This is a genomic window from Duganella sp. Root336D2 (assembly GCF_001425005.1).
Taxonomy (GTDB): Bacteria; Pseudomonadota; Gammaproteobacteria; order Burkholderiales; family Burkholderiaceae_D; genus Rugamonas.
This window is the reverse complement of the sequence record NZ_LMDB01000004.1, coordinates 78,147-96,657: the sequence shown is the minus strand read 5'-3', so window position 1 is coordinate 96,657 and position 18,511 is coordinate 78,147. Positions and strand designations below refer to the sequence as shown.

The 18,511-nt window shown below is 66.8% G+C and carries 13 protein-coding genes; 9 read left to right on the top strand and 4 right to left on the bottom strand.

The window, feature by feature from the left end; all coding sequences use genetic code 11:
* Positions 1-2: 2 nt before the first annotated feature.
* The 9 genes from ASD07_RS06650 (at position 3) to pepA (ending at position 14,045) form a co-directional block, all read left to right on the top strand.
* Entirely contained in the window at positions 3-1,241 is a 1,239-nt protein-coding gene (locus ASD07_RS06650; protein ID WP_055927358.1) for a pyridoxal-dependent decarboxylase, exosortase A system-associated, read from the top strand.
* Positions 1,242-1,256: 15 nt separating this feature from the next.
* Complete coding sequence (locus ASD07_RS06645; RefSeq protein WP_055926959.1) at positions 1,257-3,092, top strand: asparagine synthetase B; 1,836 nt, start codon at positions 1,257-1,259, stop codon at positions 3,090-3,092.
* A gap of 26 nt (positions 3,093-3,118) precedes the next feature.
* A complete protein-coding gene (gene prsT, locus ASD07_RS06640) occupies positions 3,119-5,875 on the top strand; it encodes an XrtA/PEP-CTERM system TPR-repeat protein PrsT (protein WP_055926957.1) in 2,757 nt (918 codons plus the stop codon).
* A 338-nt stretch (positions 5,876-6,213) separates the two neighbouring features.
* A complete protein-coding gene (locus ASD07_RS06635; protein ID WP_229207080.1) occupies positions 6,214-6,975 on the top strand; it encodes an N-acetyltransferase in 762 nt (253 codons plus the stop codon).
* A gap of 74 nt (positions 6,976-7,049) precedes the next feature.
* The gene (prsT, locus tag ASD07_RS06630; RefSeq protein ID WP_055926955.1) at positions 7,050-9,839 is read left to right on the top strand and encodes an XrtA/PEP-CTERM system TPR-repeat protein PrsT; all 2,790 of its coding nucleotides are present in this window, start codon (positions 7,050-7,052) and stop codon (positions 9,837-9,839) included.
* 5 nt (positions 9,840-9,844) lie between these two features.
* Positions 9,845-10,717 (top strand): ThiF family adenylyltransferase, encoded by an 873-nt coding sequence (locus ASD07_RS06625; protein ID WP_055926953.1) that lies wholly within the window; start codon positions 9,845-9,847, stop codon positions 10,715-10,717.
* The gene (locus tag ASD07_RS06620; protein ID WP_055926951.1) at positions 10,714-11,769 is read left to right on the top strand and encodes a molybdopterin biosynthesis protein MoeY; all 1,056 of its coding nucleotides are present in this window, start codon (positions 10,714-10,716) and stop codon (positions 11,767-11,769) included. Before ASD07_RS06625 ends, ASD07_RS06620 begins: the two co-directional genes overlap by 4 nt.
* A gap of 12 nt (positions 11,770-11,781) precedes the next feature.
* The gene (locus ASD07_RS06615) at positions 11,782-12,993 is read left to right on the top strand and encodes a glycosyltransferase (protein WP_229207079.1); all 1,212 of its coding nucleotides are present in this window, start codon (positions 11,782-11,784) and stop codon (positions 12,991-12,993) included.
* Positions 12,994-13,151: 158 nt separating this feature from the next.
* Entirely contained in the window at positions 13,152-14,045 is an 894-nt protein-coding gene (gene pepA / locus ASD07_RS06610; protein WP_055926949.1) for a flocculation-associated PEP-CTERM protein PepA, read from the top strand.
* Positions 14,046-14,085: 40 nt separating this feature from the next.
* Here the strand turns inward: pepA and ASD07_RS06605 are convergent, their stop codons facing one another.
* The 4 genes from ASD07_RS06605 to ASD07_RS06590 form a co-directional block, all read right to left on the bottom strand.
* Positions 14,086-14,880 carry an SDR family oxidoreductase gene (locus ASD07_RS06605; protein ID WP_055926948.1) on the bottom strand — a complete coding sequence of 265 codons (795 nt, stop codon included), beginning with the start codon at positions 14,878-14,880 and terminating at the stop codon, positions 14,086-14,088.
* Positions 14,867-16,492 carry a GMC oxidoreductase gene (locus ASD07_RS06600; RefSeq protein ID WP_055926945.1) on the bottom strand — a complete coding sequence of 542 codons (1,626 nt, stop codon included), beginning with the start codon at positions 16,490-16,492 and terminating at the stop codon, positions 14,867-14,869. The genes ASD07_RS06605 and ASD07_RS06600 overlap by 14 nt, the downstream gene beginning before the upstream one ends.
* A 12-nt stretch (positions 16,493-16,504) precedes the next feature.
* Entirely contained in the window at positions 16,505-17,353 is an 849-nt protein-coding gene (locus ASD07_RS06595) for a lytic transglycosylase domain-containing protein (protein ID WP_055926943.1), read from the bottom strand.
* A 63-nt stretch (positions 17,354-17,416) separates the two neighbouring features.
* Positions 17,417-18,511, bottom strand: a complete 1,095-nt coding sequence (locus tag ASD07_RS06590; protein ID WP_229207078.1) for a nucleotidyltransferase family protein — start codon at positions 18,509-18,511, stop codon at positions 17,417-17,419.

Genomic DNA, 18,511 nt, shown 5'->3' with positions numbered 1-18,511 from the left:
GCATGGACGCACCGCGCCGGGCGCAACACGCGCCGCTGCTGCAGTTCGCGGTCGAAGACGACTGCCTGCTGATCGGCGGCATCCCGCTGCCGCGCCTGGCGGCCCGCGTCGGCCAGACCCCGTTTTACGCCTACTCGCGCGCCGCCATGACGCAGCGCGTGGCCGAACTGCGGGCCGCGCTGCCGCCGGACGTGCACCTGCATTACGCCATGAAGGCCAACCCGATGCCGGCCGTGGTGCAGCATATGGCGAGCCTGGTCGACGGCATCGACGTCGCTTCCGGCGGTGAACTGCGGGTGGCGCTCGACAGCGTGATGGCGCCGGCCAGGATCAGTTTTGCCGGCCCCGGCAAAAGCGAAGCCGAACTGTCCTGCGCGCTTGCCGCCGGCATCGTGCTGAACCTGGAATCGGAAGGCGAGATGGAGCGCGCCGCCGTGCTCGGCCAGCGCCTGGGCGTGGTGCCGAAAGTGAATGTGCGGGTCAACCCGGACTTCGAGCTGAAATCGTCCGGCATGAAGATGGGCGGCGGCCCCAAGCAGTTCGGCGTCGATGCCGAACGGGTGCCGGCGATGCTGGCGCGCATCGGCGCGCTGGGGCTCGATTTCCATGGCTTCCACATCTTCAGCGGTTCGCAGAACCTGAAGGCGGCGGCGCTGCAGGAGGCCCACGAAAAGACCTTCGCGCTGGCGCTGCGCCTGGCCGAAGCGGCGCCGCGCGCGCCGCGCATCCTGAACATCGGCGGCGGCTTCGGCATTCCCTACTTCCCGGGCGAAGAAAGGCTCGACCTGGCTGCGGTGGGGGCGAACCTGGCGCGCCTCATGGATGAGGTGCGGCCGCGCCTGCACGGCGCCGAGGTGGTCATCGAGCTGGGCCGCTACCTGGTCGGCGAAGCGGGCGCTTATGTGTGCCGCGTGGTGGACCGCAAGGAATCGCGCGGCCAGGTCTACCTGGTGACCGACGGCGGCCTGCACCACCACTTGTCGGCCTCCGGCAATTTCGGCCAGGTGATCCGCAAGAATTATCCGGTAGTGATCGGCACCCGTGTGGCCGGCGGCCCGCGCGAGCAGGCTTCGGTGGTGGGGCCGCTGTGCACCCCGCTCGACCTGCTGGCCGACCAGATGGAACTGGGCCAGGCGCAGGCGGGCGACCTGGTGGTGGTATTGCAATCCGGCGCCTACGGCGCCACGGCCAGCCCGGCGGCATTCCTCAGCCACCCGGCCGCGGTCGAAGTTTTCGTGTAAGCGGAAGGGAAGCATATGAGCGGGATCTGTGGATGGATGGGGCTGGCCGCTGCGCCGGAATTGCTGGAGCAGATGGCAGCGCCGCTGTCCCGCTTCGACCAGGGCACGCTGCATGCCCGCTGCGGCCAGCGCAGCGCGCTGGCGGTGGCGGCGCTGGACGGCAGTGCCGACGTGTACCAGCGCGATGGCTTGCTGGTGGCCCTGTGGGGCCAGCCGCGCCTGGATGACCCGGCGCTGGCGGCGCAGGCGGCCGGGCAGGGCGTGGCCGCCACGGTCGCCACCCTGTGGTCGCAGGGCGCGCAGCGCACCTGTGCACAGATCCACGGCTGCTTCACGCTGGCCATCCTCGATGAACGCAGCGGCGAGGCCTTGCTGGCCACCGACCGCATGGGCATCCAGCCGCTGAACTGGCAGCTGGCCGGCGAAACCCTGGTGTTTGCCAGCTCGGCCGATGCGCTGCTGCGCCACCCGCTGACGCCCGGCGTACTCGACCACCAGGGCCTGTACAACTACGTCTATTTCCACATGGTGCCGTCGCCGGCCACCGTGTACCAGGGCCAGCAGCGCCTGCTGCCCGGGCGCTACCTGCACTACCGCCAGGGCCGCGTCGAAGAACACACCTACTGGCGCATGCAGTTCGAGGAAGACGGCAAGCGCTCGTTCGGCGAACTGAAGGAAGATTTCCTGTCGCTGCTGCGCCACAGCGTGAAGCAAGCCGCGGGCGAGCGCAAGGTCGGCGCCTTCCTGTCCGGCGGCACCGACAGTTCGACCATCGCCGGCATGCTGACCCAGGTCGGCGGCGTGGCGGCCGACACCTATTCGATCGGTTTCGAAGCCCAGGGCTACGACGAAATGGAATATGCGCGCCTGGCCTCGCGCCATTTCGGCACCCGGCACCATGAATACTATGTGACGCCGGACGACGTGGTGGCGGCCATCCCGCAAGTGGCGGCCGTGTTCGACCAGCCTTTCGGCAATGCGTCGGCGGTGCCGGCCTACTACTGCGCGCGCATGGCAAAAGCCGACGGCGTGCAGCGCATGTTCGGCGGCGATGGCGGCGACGAGCTGTTCGGCGGCAACGAGCGCTATGCCAAGCAGCACGTGTTCGAGCTGTACGAGCGGGTGCCGCGCCTGGTGCGCAAGGCCCTGCTGGAGCCGGCCGTGTTCAACTTCCCCGGCGGCGAGCGGGTGCGCCTGCTGCGCAAGGCGCGCAGCTATATCGAGCAAGCCTCGGTCGGCATGCCGGCGCGGCTGGAAACCTATAACCTGCTGGGCCGCTACGGCCCGCAGCAAGTGTTTACCGACGACTTCCTGGCGGCGGCCGACATCGGCAACCCGATCGCTACCCTGGAGCGCAACTACGGCCGCAGCGAAGCGCGCTCCCTGATCAACCGCATGCTGGCGCTGGACTTGCAGATCACGCTGGCCGACAACGACTTGCCGAAAGTGATGAAGGCTTGCGAGCTGGCCGGCGTCGAGGCGGCTTTCCCCTTCCTGAACGATGCCCTTGTGGCTTTTTCGGCAGGCCTGACCCCGCAGCAGAAGCTGAATGGCACCCAGTTGCGCTGGTTCTTCAAGGAAGCATTGCGCGGCTTCTTGCCCGATGCCATCATCAGCAAACAGAAACACGGTTTCGGCCTGCCGTTCGGCGTCTGGCTGCAGCAGCACCGCTCCCTGCAGCAGCTGGCGGCGGACAGCCTGAGCGACCTCAAGGCGCGCAAGGTGGTGCGCGGCGAGTTCATCGAACAACTGGTCGGCACCCACCTGAAAGAGCACGCCGGCTACCACGGCACCATGGTCTGGGTGCTGATGATGCTGGAGCAATGGTTCCGCGCCCACCGCAACGCATAACAAACGATACGCTTACTGAGGACAATATGGCACATCGCGTAACCCGGCTGGCCGTTGCCGCCACCCTGGCCGCCAGCGCACTGCTGGCCGGCTGCAAGTCGGATACCCCGGAAAGCCTGCTGGCCGATGCCAAGCAGCTGCAGCAGAAAGGCGACCGCAAGGGCGCCCAGATCCAGCTCAAGAATGCGCTGGCCAAGGACCCCAACAACGGCGAGGCGCGCTACCAGCTGGGCAAGCTGTCGCTGCAATTGGGTGATCCGGTGTCGGCGGAAAAGGAAGCGCGCCGCGCGCTCGAATTGAAATACCGGCCGCAGGACAGCGAACTGCTGCTGGCCGAGGCCTTGCTGCGCCTGGGCGACATGCAGAAGATGCTCGATGAAACGGAAAAGTTCCAGCAAAGCCCGGCCATGCTGGCGGTGCGCGGCGAGGCCCTGATCGGCCTGCGCAAGCTCGATGAGGCGAAAAAGCAATTCCAGAGCGCCCTGGATGCCGAACCCAACAGCGCAGACGCGCTGACCGGCATGGCGCGCCTGGCGGCCATCGGCAACGACCTGGAGGGCGCGCGCGCGCTGGCCGAGCAGGCCATCGCCAAGGACGGCGGCAATATCAATGCGCTGACGTTCAAGGGCGAGCTGCTGCGCGCCCAGTCCAAGCCGGAAGAGGCGCGCGCCGCCTTTGCCGAAGTACTCAAGCTGGACCCGACCAATAGCGGCGCCAACCTGGAGCAGGCTTACCTCGACATCGTGGCCGGCAAGCTCGATTCCGCCCAGGCCGCCATCAATGCCGCCAAGAAGACCGCGCCGCGCAGCCTGACCACCTTGTACACCCAGGCCCTGCTCGACTATTCGCGCGGCAATTACACGGCAGCGCGCGACAACCTGCAAACCATAGCCAAAGGCGCGGCCAAACATGCGCCGAGCCTGCTGCTCTCGGGCGCGGTCGATTTCCAGCTCGGCACGCTGAAGCAGGGCGAGGCCAAGTTGCGCACCTATCTCGAAATGCAGCCGGGCAATGAGTTTGCCCGCAAGCTGCTGGCGGCCACGCTGTTGCGCGGCAACAACCCGGCGGAAGCGCAGAAAGTGCTGGAACCGGTGCTGAAGGGCCAGGTCAGCGATGGCAGCCTGCTGGAACTGTCGGCGCAAGCCCATATGCTGCAGCGCGAACCGGCCAAGGCCGCCGCCCTGCTGGAGCAAGCCGTCGCGCTCAACCCGAAACGCGCCGCCAGCTATATTGCCCTGGGCGGAGCCCGCATCGCGCTGGGCGAGCGCGACAAAGGCCTGGCCATGCTGCAGAAGGCGCTCGAGCTGGAGCCCGACTCGCTGCCGGCCGCGACTGCGCTGGCGCGCACCCAGCTGGCCATGGGCAACTACGACCAGGCCCTGGCCGTGCTGGCCAAACAGGATGGCAAGCATGGCAAGGATGCTGAACTGCACGTCTTGCGCGGCCACGTGCTGCTGGCCAAGCAGGACAAGGCCGGCGCCCGCGCCGCCTTCGGCAAGGCGGTGGAACTGGCGCCGGCCAGCTATGCCACGGTGGTCAACCTGGCGCAGCTTGAAATGATGGAGCAAAAGCCCGATGCCGCGCGCCAGCACTTGCTGAAACTGCTGGACAAGGACAAGGACAATGTCCCGGCCATGACGGCGCTGGCGCAACTGGCCGAGCGCGCCAAGCAGCGCGACGAAGCCGCCCAATGGCTGGAAAAAGCCGCCACCGTCGACCCCGATGCGCTGGTGCCGGCGGTGCGCCTGGCCGGCTACTACCTGCAGACGCGCCAGCCGGCCAAGGCGGTGGCGCATATGCGCAATGTGCTGATCGTGCATCCGGCAGCGCCGCTGGCGCTGGAAATGATGGGCCGCGCGCAGCAGATGACCGGCGACACCGATGGCGCCTATGAAAGCTATAGCAAGCTGGTCAGCGTGGCGCCGAAGCTGCCGCAGCCCCAGCTTTACCTGGCCAGCGTCCAGGTGCAGAAAAAGGATTTGCCGGGCGCCCAGTCGAGCGTGAAGCGCGCGCTGGGCCTCGATCCGGGGTCGGTGCCGGCGCATATGCTGCAGGCGGACCTGGCCCTGCTGCAGAACAAGCCGGACGATGCGCTGGCCGTGGCGCGCAGCCTGCAAAAATCCCAGCCCAAGCAGCCCAGCGGCTTCCTGCTCGAAGGCGACTTGCAGATGCGCGCCAGCAAACCGGCGCTGGCCGTGGCGCCTTACCAGCAAGCGTTCGCACTGGCGGCGCGGCCGGACCTGGTGCTCAAGCTCAGTGCGGCACTGCGCGCGGCCAACCGCGGCGCCGAAGCCGATGCCCAGATCGCCGCCTGGCGCAAGGCGCATCCGGACGAGCCTTTGGGCCTGATGTATGCTGCCGAGCAAAACCTGGCCGCCAAGCAATACAAAGCCGCCATCGGCCAGCTGGAAAGCGTGATTGCCAAGATGCCGGACAACGCCATGGCGCTCAACAACCTGGCCTGGGCCTACCAGCAGGACAAGGACAAGCGCGCCCTGGCGACGGCCGAGAAGGCCCAGCAACTGGCCGGCGACAACCCGACCGTCATGGATACCCTGGGCTGGATCCTGGCCGAGCAGAACCAGCTCGAGCGCGCACTGACGGTGCTGAAGAAGGCCAGCGACCTGGCGCCCAAGGCGTCCGACATCCGCGGCCACTATGCGGCGGCGCTGTGGAAAAAGGGCGACAAGGCGGGCGCCCGCAAGGAACTGCAGGCCGCCATGGCCGATGCACGCTTCGCCCAGACCGACGAAGCACGTAACTTGCAAAAGCAATTTGAATAACTAGCAACTTCTGCGCAGTAAAACCCGCACGCGCGCAGCCGCGTGCGGCCACCCCCTCCTCTACGCCTATTGTGTTATCGAAAACAATAGAGTCATTTTCCCAACATTTACTTCACAGGTATTGTGCAGCGGGCGCTGCCATGCCAACATGTAGAAAGTTAGTAATTTTTACATAACTCACTTGCAACCCGATACATTTTCGTCCCGGCATCAATCGTGCGCACCCCCGCAAGTGTAATCAACTATATTTTGCCGTTGAGCACGGCGTCCGCGCCGCTCGCCGTGCTCATTGGTAGTGGCAAGCCGTAAGGCTTGCGGGTACCAAAGGAGGAAGAGCCATGAATGGAACTGCCATCCCTGTGCTGGAAGCCGAGCCCATCCGGAAGACTCCAGCCGACTCCCATGCGCGCGCCACGCTCGAGGACTTGCTTCCGGAAAATATGGAAGACCTGGTCACCGACGAAAAATCTTTTGGTATACGCATGATCGATACGGTTGAAGGCCGCAGCAAGGCTAGCCTGCTAATCAACAAAATGTACTCCTGGCGTGGCTATGCCGGGACCCATAAACTCAGCGATGATCCGAACCGGATCACGCTGACCGCCAGCGACAAGGGCGAAGTGGTCGGTACCCTGACCCTCGGGCTGGACTCTTCGATCGGCATCATGGCCGATGAAATTTTCAAGGAAGAGGTCGATTCGGTGCGCATGATCCCGGGCGCCCGCGTGTGCGAGATCACCAAGCTCGCTTTCGACAATGGCGGCAGCAAGTCGCAGATGGCATCGCTGTTCCACCTGTCGGTGATTTACGCGCGCGACCTGCACCACTGCACCCACATCTTCATCGAAATCAACCCGCGCCACCGGCGCTTCTACGAAGCCATGCTCGGCTTCAAACGGCTGGGCGAACTGAAGACCAATCCGCGCGTCGATGCGCCGGCCTACCTGCTGGTGGTCGAACTGGCCCATGTCAGCGAACAGATTGAAAAATACGGCGGCCAGGGCGCGGAAGTGGCGATGGCGGCGCGTTCCTTCTATCCGCTGTTCTATTCGCCGCGTGAAGAATGCGGCATTGTGCAGCGCCTGAAGAACCTCCAATAGTCTATTGAGATTTGATAGTCGATTGACAATTATTGTGGTATTGTCAATATCCTGACCACCATGCAGGGGTTTCCATGCCACGTCGCGAGAACCGGGGGGCGCAGCGCGCCCTCGCCATCTTCGGCAGCCTGATGCTGGCTGTCGGCCTGTCCGGCTGCCTCAAGTCCGAAACCAGCGCCACGCTGATGACGGAAGCCCAGCAGTATCTGCAGAAGGGCGACAGCAAGGCGGCCCTGATCCAGCTCAAGAACGCCGCCGACAAGAGCCCGCAGGACGGCGAAATCCGCTTGCTGCTGGCGCGCGTCTACAACGACAACAACGAGCCCGCCCTGGCTGAAAAGGAAATCCGCAAGGCGCTCGGCCTCAATATCGAGCGCGTCCGCGCCTTGCCGCAGCTGCTGCGCGCCTTGCTGGCGCAGGACAAGGCGCAGCAAGCGCTCGATGAAAGCAGCGCCGACGCGGCCCATGCCAAGCCGGCCCTGCTGGCGCTGCGCGGCGATGCCTGGCTGGTGCTGGGCGACAGCGCCAAGGCCAGGGAAGCTTATGCGCAAGCGCTGGCCGGCGAACCCGGCCAGGCGAATGCGCTGCTGGGCCAGGCGCGCCTGGCCCAGCGGGCTGGCGATAGCGCCGGCGCGGTGGCGCTGGCCGAACAGGCGCAGCGCAGCCATCCGCAAGACCTGGCCGTGCTGCGCTACCAGGCTGCGCTGCTGCGCAAGCTGGGCCAGAGCGAGGCCGCGCTGGCGGCGCTGGGCCGGGCCCTCGGCGTACAGCCCGACCACCTGCTGGCCCGCGTCGAGCGCACCGACCTTGAAATCGCGCTCAAGAAATTCGACGCCGCCAAGGCCGATATCGGCGAACTCGACAAGCTGCACCCGGACACCCCGCATGCGCTCTACCTGCAAGCCCTGCTCGACCACACCCAGGGCAAGCATAGCGAAGCGCAGGCCAGCCTGCTCAAGCTGCTGAAGGTGGCGCCCGGCCATATGCCGACCGTGCTGCTGGCAGGGGCCAACGAACTCAAGCTGGGCAATGCCACCGCGGCGCAGGGCTACCTGAACGCCTACCTGGAGAAATTCCCGGAAGACCTGTTTGCGCGCAAACTGCTGGCGCAGTCCCTGCTGGCCACCAGGCAGCCGGCTGAAGCGGCGGCAGCCCTGGCGCCGTTGCTGCGCAGCGGCGCCAAGGACCCGCAGCTGCTGGTGCTGGCCGGCGAATCGAACCTGCGCAACAAGGACTACGCTGCGGCCTTGCAGTATTTCGAACAGGCGGCGCAGGTGCTGCCCAATGAAGCGACGCTGCACTTGTCGATCGGGCTGGCCCAGCTGGGCCAGCGCCAGTATGACAAGGCGCTTGAGCAGCTGCAGCGGGCCACCGAGCTCGACCCCAAGTCGGAGCAGGCCGCGCTCTACCTGATCCACACCGAAATCAGCATGCGCCGCTACGACAAGGCGCTGGCGGCAATCAAGGCTTACCACGCCAGCCAGAAGGACAGCGCCGTGGTGCGCAACCTGGAAGGCGGCATTTACCTGGCGCAGAAGAACGCGCCGGCGGCGCGCGCGGCCTTTGAGAAAGCCGTGGCCCTGCAGCCGAACCACCTGGCCGCCAACCTGAACCTGGCCCAGCTCGACTTGCAGGACAAGCAGCCGGAAGCGGCCCGCCAGCGTTTCGCCATCGTGCTGCAGCACGACCCGCACAATGTCGGCGCCATGACGGCGCTGGCCGATATTTCCAGCCAGCAGGGCAAGGGCGGGGAAGCGCTCGGCTGGCTGGAAAAAGCGGTGGCGGAAAAGCCCAAGGCCAGCGAGCTGGGCACGCGCCTGGCCCATGCCTACCTGCAGGCCGGGCAGGTCGCCAAGGCCAGCACACTGGCGCGCCAGCTGCAGCTGGACGATCCTGCCAGCCCCTACCTGGCCGAATTGCTGGGCCAGGTGCAGTTGGCCAACAAGGACGCCAGCGGCGCCCTGGAAAGCTTCGGCAAGATGGTGCAGCTGGAACCGAAATCGCTGCGCGCCTGGTTCGGCATGGCAACCGCCCACCTGATGCTGAAAAATGCCGCGGCCGCCAGCAGCGACTTGAAAAAAGTGCTGGCGATCGACCCGAAATACCGCCCGGCGCGCCTGGCGCTGGCGGAAATCGCCCAGCAGCAGAACCGCCCGGCCGAAGTCCTGGCCATCGCGCGCCAGATGCAGAAGGAAGAAGGGCAGCAGGCGGCCGGCTATGTGCTGGAAGGCGACCTGCTGGCGCGCCAGCAGAAATACAAGGAAGCGGTGGCGCTGTACGAAACGGCCTATGGCTATGAAAAGGACGGCCGCATCCTGCTGGCCCTGCACCGCACCCTGCTGGCAGCGGGCCTGCCACGCGACGCCGACCAGCGCCTGGCACAGCACCGCAAGGAACAGCCGGGCGACCTGGCCGCCGCCATGTATGCGGCCGAACTGGCCCTGTCGCGCCAGCAGTATGCCGCTGCGGCGGCCGACCTCGAGCTGGTATTGAAGACCGCGCCCGACAGCCCGGTGGCGCTGAACAACCTGGCCTGGGCCTACAGCCAGATGAAAGACCCGCGCGCCATGGCCACGGCCGAGAAGGCGCTGAAGGCGGCGCCGGACAGCCCGGCCGTGCTCGATACCACCGGCTGGCTGCTGGTGGGCAAGGGCGACACCGGGCGCGCGCTGCCGCTGCTCAAGCGCGCCAGCACGCTGCAGCCGGCCAATGCCATGCTGCGCTACCACCTGGCGGTTGCGCTCAGCCAGTCGGGCGACAAGAAGGGCGCCCGGGTGGAGCTGGAAAAACTGGTGGCTGCCGGCACCTCGTTCCCGCACCTGGACGATGCCATTGCTTTGCTGAAAGTCCTGAACGGCAGTTAAGCGCGATGAGCGACCCCTTCATCTACAGCAAGGCCTTTGCCCGCAATATCGGCTGGGTCACCGAAGCCGAGCAGGCCAGCCTGCGCGGCAAGCGGGTGGCCATTGCCGGCGCCGGCGGCGTCGGCGGCGTGCACCTGATGACCCTGGTACGCCTGGGCGTCGGCTCCTTCCACATTGCCGACTTCGACAAATTCGACCTGGCCAACTTCAACCGCCAGGTCGGCGCCATGCAATCGACGCGCGGCTTGCCGAAGATCGACGTGATGGCGCGCATGGCGCGCGACGTCAATCCCGAACTCGAGATCAAGACCTTCCCGGACGGAATCAATGCCGGCAACCTCGAGGCATTTTTCGACGGCGTCGACATTTACATCGACAGCCTCGACTTCTTCGCCTTCGACATCCGCCAGCAGACCTTCGCCCTGTGCGCCGCGCGCGGCATCCCGGCCACCACCGTGGCGCCGCTGGGCATGGGCGCGGCGCTGCTGAACTTCCTGCCGGGCCGGATGACGTTTGAAGAGTATTTCGGCTGGGGCCAGCTGCCCGAAAGCGACAAGGCGATCCGCTTTGTGGTCGGGCTGGCGCCGGCCGGCCTGCACCGGCCCTACCTGGTGGTGCCGTCGGCCGTCAATTTCGCCGAACGGCGCGGGCCGTCGACCATCATGGCTTGCCAGCTGTGCGCCGGCATCGCCGCCACCGAAGCGCTCAAGATCCTGCTCGGGCGCGGCGATGTGCGGGCGGCGCCGCACGGCATGCAGTTCGATGCCTACCGCAACCAGCTGGTGCGCACCTGGCGCCCCGGCGGCAACAACAACCCGATCCAGCGCCTGGCCATCATGATCGGCAAGCGCGCCTTTGCGAAAATGGCCCAATCATGACTACCATCGAACAGATCCTGGACCTGGCGCGCTGGGCCCCCAGCGGCGACAACACGCAGGTGTGGCGCTTCGAAATCCTGGCGCCGGACCATGTGGCCGTGCACTGCCACGACACGCGCGAGCACGTGGTGTACGACCTGGACGGGCATCCGAGCCAGGTCGCCGTGGGCGCCATGCTGGAAACCATGGCGCTGGCCGCCAGCGGCCATGGCCTGCGCGCCGATGCGCTGCGGCGCGGCGACAGCCCGGATACCCACCCCGTGTTCGATGTGCGCTTCACGCCTGATGCCGCCATCAAGCCCAGCCCGTTGCTGGCGGCGATCACCACGCGCAGCGTGCAGCGCCGCCCGCTCAGCACGCGGCCGCTGAGCGCGCAGGAAAAGCAGGCGCTGGAAGCGGCGGTCGGTCCGGCGCACCAGGTGCAGTGGATCGAAGGCTTCGGCGGCCGCTGGGCGGCGGCGCGGCTGATGTTCAACAACGCCAAGCTGCGCCTGACCATGCCGGAAGCGTACGAGGTCCACCGCAGCATCATCGACTGGGGCAAGACGCACAGCCCGGACAAGGTGCCGGACCAGGCGCTGGGCGTCGACCACGGCACCCTGGCCCTGATGAAGTGGGCGATGGCGAGCTGGCAGCGGGTCAACACCATGAATACCCTGATGGGCACCTGGGCCCCGCGCCTGCAGATGGACCTGCTGCCCGGCATGGCCTGCGCCGCCCACTTCGTGATCCGTGCCAGCCGCGCGCCGGCCGGCATCGACGATTACGTGGCCGCCGGCCGCGCCACCCAGCGCTTCTGGCTGACCCTGACCACGCTCGGCCTGCACATGCAGCCGGAAATGACGCCGCTGATTTTCGGCCGCTATGTGCGCCATGCACTGCGCTTCACCCGCCTCGACAAGCTGCAGGAGTCGGCGCGCCGCCTGTATGGCCAGCTCACCGGCGTGATCGGCGCCGCGCCGGAAACCGCGGTCTTCATGGGCCGCCTCGGCGCCGGCAAGGCGCCCACGGCGCGCTCGCTGCGCAAGCCGCTGGCCGAGCTGATGAAATAGGCCGGGCGGCCCATGATGCAGCGCAAGAAAATCCTGTTCGTTGCCGAAGCCGTCACGCTGGCGCACGTCGGCCGCCCGCTGGCGCTGTCGGCCAGCCTCGACCGTACCGAGTACGAAGTGCACTTTGCCTGTGCCGACCGTTACGGCTTTTGCTTCGAAGGCGCGGACCTGGTGCGCTGGACCATCCACAGCATCCCGAACCAGCAATTCCTGCAGGCGCTGGCGGATGGCAAGCCGGTGTATGACGCGGCGACGCTGGCCGGCTATGTGGAAGAAGACCTGCAACTGCTGCGCCAGGTCCGGCCCGATGTGGTGGTGGGCGACTTCCGCCTGTCGCTGTCGATCAGCGCGCGCCTGGCCGGCGTGCCCTATGTCTCGCTGATCAATGCCTACTGGAGCCCCTTCGTGGAGCAGGAATACATCGTGCCCAGCCTGCCGCTGACACGCTTCCTGCCGATCCCGCTGGCCAATGCGCTGTTCAAGCTGGCGCGCCCGCTGGCATTTGCACTGCACACCATTCCGCTCAACAAGGTGCGGCGCCGGCATGGCCTGCCGTCGCTGGGCTGGGACCTGAACCGGGTGTATACCGATGCCGACTACACCTTGTACGCCGATGTGCCGGAACTGTTCCCGCCGCACGACCTGCCCGCCAACCACGCCTTCATCGGCCCCGTGCTGTGGTCGCCGCCGCTGCCGCTGCCAAACTGGTGGGACCAGTTGCCGGCCGGGCGTCCGCTGGTGTACGTGACCGTGGGCAGCTCGGGCCATGGCGCCTTGCTGCCCGGCGTGCTGCGCGCGCTGGCCGGCTTGCCGCTGACGGTGCTGGCCGCCACCGTGGGCATGGTCAAGCTCGATGCGGTGCCGGACAACGCGCGCGTGGCCGACTTCCTGCCGGGTGAAGAGGCGGCGCGCCGCGCCGCGCTGGTGATCTGCAACGGCGGCAGCCCGACCAGCCACCAGGCGCTGGCGGCCGGCGTGCCGCTGGTGGGCATTGCCGGCAACCTCGACCAGTTCCTGAATATGCAGGGAATTGTCGCGGCCGGTGCCGGAGCGCTGCTGCGGGCCGACCGCTTCGATGAGACGGCGCTGCGGCAGGCCGTGGAAGGCTTGCTGGCCACGCCGGCCGCGAGCGCTGCCGCGCGCCAACTGATGGTCATATTCGGTAACTATCGGTCGTCGGAATCTTTTAGCAAGTTACTGTCGAAAATCCTTACAACGACATAAGTTAATACCAACATGGTACTAACAGTAATCTTGCAAGTTATTGATTTCTATGGGAACCGGGTGACTGGCACAACTATTGCTCATAGGAGTATGTGCCCGCTGCGAGGCCGGAGAGCAGCAAAAGGTCAAAACAGCCCCTTAACTCAGGAGTCAAAACAATGAAGATTTTCCGCAAACTGCTCCCGCTCGCTACTGCAGCCAGCCTGCTGTTCGCTGCTGGTGCAGCCCAGGCAGATGTGATCACCCCATTCACCATCAAGGACGGCACCAATGTCCTGGCGACCAATGTCAATTCGCTGGACTGGGCTGAAACCGGCAGCGGCCTGGCCAAGGGCATCGGCCCCTTCGGTTCCCCGCTGCAAGTTGGCTCCACTTTCGAATTCCTGTACCAGGCCACCCTGGTCGGCAAGGCTGGCGGCACCGGCAGCCCATCGCTGGGCGGCCGCCTGGACGGCGAAGCGAACGGTTCGGCTGACGGCCTGTTCGAGATCACCATCGCTGCCCGCATGACCGAAGTCGTGTCCAGCGTCGTGCCAGGCCCGGGCGGCACCGCCACCGCCAACTTCAACCTGGCGCCAGGCCAGAACCAGGTCGCGATCTACTTCGATACCAACCAGAACGCCAATACCGCGACTGGCGTCGGCTTCGACGACGGCATCATGATCGCCCTGTTGACCATCGATTCCAACTCGTCCGTGTTCCAGCTGCTGGCACCGAATAACGGCCAGGGTTCCGCCCGCCTGCACGCAGGCCTGCTGTCGCCGACCGACTTCATCGACGCCAACTACCTGGAAGGCGTGACCAGCCTGCTGTTCGGCATCGACTTCCAGTCGAGCCTGAACTATCCGGCTGACACCTCGACCACCACCGGCTTCCACCGCAACGGTTCGAGCAACAACGGCGACCCGTTCGGCACCGAAGTGGTGGCCCGCAACGACATCCTGTTCAAGGTTGATGGCTCAAACCGCTTCACCCGCGTGCCGGAACCAGGCACCATGCTGTTGATGGGCATTGGCCTGCTGGGTCTGGCTCGCCTGCGTCGCCGCGCCTAAGCCGCGATGCTTCCGGGAACCGCGCTTCGGCGCGGTTTTTTTATTGTGGCGGCTTGAACATCTTGCCCACTTCGCGGATCACCATGCTGTGCGGGAACAGGCCGGCGAAGAAGCGCTGCTTGTACGTGCCCTTGATCGAGGCTACCACCGGGTCGCCCTTGGCCAGGCCCGCCAGCGAAGCTTTCACTACTTCGGCCGTGCTGCCGCGCGTGGCCAGGGCGCTGGCGTAAGCGCCGGCCTTGGCGTCGAATTCGGTGTCGGTGGGTCCCGGCACCAGGGTCTGCACCAGGATGCCGCGCTCCTTCCATTCGCCGTGCAGGGCCTGGCTGAAGCTTTGCACGAAGGCCTTCGAGGCGGCGTACACCGCCATGTACGGCACCGGCTGGTAGCTGGCCTGCGACGAGACATTGATCACCGCGCTGCCCGCATGCGATGCCAGGTCGGGCAGGAAGTGGTAGCACATTTCCACCATGGCGCTGTTGTTGACCTCGATCATGTCGCGGTAGTCATTGAGCTCCCAGTGTTCGAGGCGGTTCCAGCGCCCCATGCCGGCGATATTGCACAGCAGGCGGATGCGGATGCCAACCGCGTCGAGGCGCTCCTTGACATGGGCCACCGCGCCTGGTTTGGCGAGGTCGACGCGTACCACTTCGGCCCTGGCGCCCAGCTCCTGCTCGACGCGCTGCGCCAGTTCCTGCAGGCGTTCTGCGCGCCGTCCCACCAGCACCACGTTGACGCCGTTGCGCGCCAGTTCGCGCGCGAATTCGGCGCCGATGCCGCCCGAGGCGCCCGTTACCAGCGCCCAGTGGCCGCGCAAATCTTCAAGCTTGATCATCGTAGATTCCTTTTCCCGTCAGGTGGCGCGCCACGCGCAGGGCGTTGGCGGCAATCGTCAGGCTGGGATTGGTCCCGCCGCTGGACGGGAAGAAGGAGCCATCCACCACGTACAGGTTGGACAGGCCGTGGGCGCGGTTGTTGGCATCGAGCACGCTGCTGCGCGCATCGCTGCCGAAGCGGCAGGTGCCGCAGACGTGGGCAATGCGCTGGTTATTGCCGGCCTGTTTCACCAGGTCAAAGGCGTAAGGCCTGAGCGCGTCCTTCATCAGCCGGCGCATGGCATCGATGCGTGCCGCAGCATGCGGACGTACGCGGTACTCGAGTGCCAGCCGGGCATCGCCGCTGGCTGGCGTGACGCGGTTGTCGGCATACGGCAAGTCTTCCAGCGTGGTGGCCAGCACCAGGCGCTCGTGCACGAATTGCCTGAGGATGGGCTTCATTACCGGCTGCGCCAGCTTGAACAGGGGCGCCAGCCAGGGCAGGGCGCCTTGCCGGATATCGTCTTCCATCGACGCCGCCAGCACCGGCACCGGCGGCAGGCGGCCGAAGGATTGGACCGAGCCGAGCTTCTGGCCGTCGCGCTGGTAGAAATCATTAAAGCCGAATTCCTTTTGGCGGTTGTCGAAACCGGCCGGCGTTTTCGGCTTGATCACGTACAGGTCGATGTGGTGGCGCATCAGGTTGCGCCCCACCAGGCCGGAAGAGTTAGCCAGGCCTTTTGGCCAGTACGGGGAGGCCGACTGTAGCAGCAGGCGTGGCGTTTCCAGCGCGCCGGCAGCCAGGAACACCCGCTTGCTGCGCAAGGTCAGGCGCTGGCCGCGCTGCTCGCATACCACGCCCGTCACGGCCTCGTGCGTGGCTTCCAGCTGCACCACTTCACATTCATCCATCAGCGTGGCGCCATGCTGCGACAGGGCCGGCTCCAGGCAGACGCGGCTGGCGTCGTTCTTGCACCGGCGGTCGCACAGGTAGCCCTGGCAGGCGTCGCAGCCGTCGACAAATTCGCAGGCCAGCGGCAGGCGGTAGGGGTGCAGCGCGCGCTGCGCAAAGAACGCGAACAGTTCGCCGGCCGCGGGCGTCAGCGCCGGCGGCGCGCGGAAGTGCGCGGCCCAGTCGCCCAGTCGCTCATGGCGCAGCGGGTCCGGCGTACCGCGCACGCGGAACAGTCGCTCTGCTTCCTCGTAATGCGGCAGCAGCGCCTGGTAGGCGATTGGCCAGGATTCCGGCAAGTCGGCGTCTGCCGCCTCCGGATGCTGGGCGCGCGGCGCGAAATCAGAAGGAAAAAAACGCTCCAGCACCATGCCGTACAGGGCACTGGAACCGCCGGTGCCGCTGCCGATGAAGGGCACGAAATGCTGGGTGCGCGGGCCGGCGTTGGTGCGGATGGTATCGCTGTAGCGGCCGGCGCGCTGCAGCGTGGCGCGGTGCTGCGGGCCCGGCGCGGCCGGCGCGGCAAAATGCGTTTCGGCGTAACTGTTGGTCAGCGCGCCCGGCTGCAGATGGGACTTGCCTTTTTCAAGGAACAGCACGCGCTGCCCGGCCTTTGCCAGCGCATAGCCAAGCGGCGCGCCGCCCATGCCGGTGCCGATGATGATCGCGTCCCATTCCATCGGGCAAGCATATCATCGGCGTGCGCGAATTGCTATGCGGTGCACGCAGCGTTCCGGTGCTGCTGCCGTAACGGGATGGCTGGATTTGCCGTACAGTTTCCCGATGCGCCGTACGTAGGCGCGCGTTTCATCGTAGGGCGGCACGCCGCCATACTGGTCGACCGCCTGCTCGCCGGCATTGTAGGCGGCCGTGGCCAGCGTGACGTCGCCGCTGTAGCGCGCCAGCAGCCAGCGCAGGTAAGCCAGGCCGCCGCGCAGGTTCTGCTCAGGATTGAAGGCGTCGAGCACGCAAAAACGCGAGGCGGTGGCGGGGATCAGCTGCATCAGGCCGCGCGCATCCCTGGGCGAGACGGCGCTGTGGTTGAACCCGGACTCGACGGCGATGACGGCCAGCGCCAGGGCCGGCTCGATTTCATATTCCGGCGCCAGCTTGTCGACCAGGGCCCGCAATTGCGGCGTGGCGGCGCGGTAGTCTGGGGTGGGCAAGGCGAGGTCGAGTTCTAGCGCGGGCTCGGGCGCCATGCAGGCCGGCAACGCGGCGCCGGGGGCCGCCGGCAGCAGCGCCTGCATGCGCGTGCCTGCCGCGTATCCTTGCCCGGCCGCCAGGCCGAACAGGCGCCAGGCCATGCCGTCGTCGTGCGCCACGCCGCGTGCGTTGGCATACATCCAGCCCAGCGCGTACTGGGCCTCGGGGGCGCCAAGCCGGGCGGCGCGGCAGTACAGCGCCGCTGCCTGTTCCAGGTCGCGCGCCACGCCTTCGCCGTGTTCCAGGCGCTGGGCTTGTTCATACAGGGTGGCGGCATTCTGCGCGCAGGCAGCATGGGCCAGCAGGCTGGCCGCCACGATGGCAGGGAGTCGCATGCATGCTCCGTGCAAAGCAATGTCCCAGCAATTGTAGCGGGAGCGCGCTGGCAGTTGCTGCTGTTATGCGGCCGCACCCTGCGAATTTTTGGGTGTCAAAAATGCTTTATGGAACAGGTGGCGCGCCAGGCGCAGCGGCGGCATGCGCAGCCAGTTGCCGCGCATATACAGCAGGAAGTCGGCGACTGCGGCGCCGGCGCCGCGGCAGCTCGGGTGGTGCGGCAGCAGTGCGCGCGTGAACAGTGCATCCATCACGGCCAGCAGGAGCGGCGGCGGGCCGTCGGCCGCCATGGCCGCCAGCGCGGCCGGCGGTACCCGGGTGCCCAGCAGCAGGGCGCTGTAGCGCAGGCCGTAAAACATGAAGCGCTGCAGCTGGTGCTGGCGCGCGCGCGCCGGCAGCGCTTCCCAGAAGCCGGGCTCGTGTTCAGCGAAATGCGTGAGCAGGCAATGCAGGTCCCACAGGTCGCGCAAGCCCTTGTCGAACTCGCCGTCGGCAAACAGGTGGGTGGCGCTGTGCAGCACCATGTCGAGCGGCGCCAGGACGGCCGTGTCCGGCGCTGCGCCAGCGCCCGCCAGCGTTCGCGCCGCCGCGCGCAACAGGCGCGCATCGGGGCGCTGGGCCGCCGTGCGCGGCAGGATGGTGTGGTGGACGTCGATGGCGGTCCGGCGCAGGACATGCATCATCGGCGGCAGCTCGTGCATCCATTCGCGGTAATAGCGCTGGTCGTAATGGTCGTGGTGGGTGCCGACCCAGCCGTGGCGCATCAGGGCCGCTTCCACCTGCGCCAGGCTGTCTTCCGGCACCAGGATATCGATGTCGGAAAACAGGCGGCCGGCAGCCGGCGGCAGGCTGGCGGCGGCATAGGCGCCGCCTTTCAGCAGCAGCAGCGGCAGGCCGAGGCCGGCCAGCGCCTTGCCGATCAGGCGGATTTCCCAGTAGGTGGCCTGGCGGTGGCGGCGCGCCATCACGGCGGCCCACGACAGTTGCTCGCGCGCCTGCGGCAAGGCTTGCGCCAGCATGCCGTGCTGGTCCAGCCAATGGTGCAGGGTGGCGCTCAGGTTGGCATGCGCGGCCTGGCGCAGCAGCAGGTCCCAGCCGGCCGGCGGCAGGCCGGCCAGCTGCTGCGGCGCGCGCAAGGCGCGCAACAGGAGCGGCAC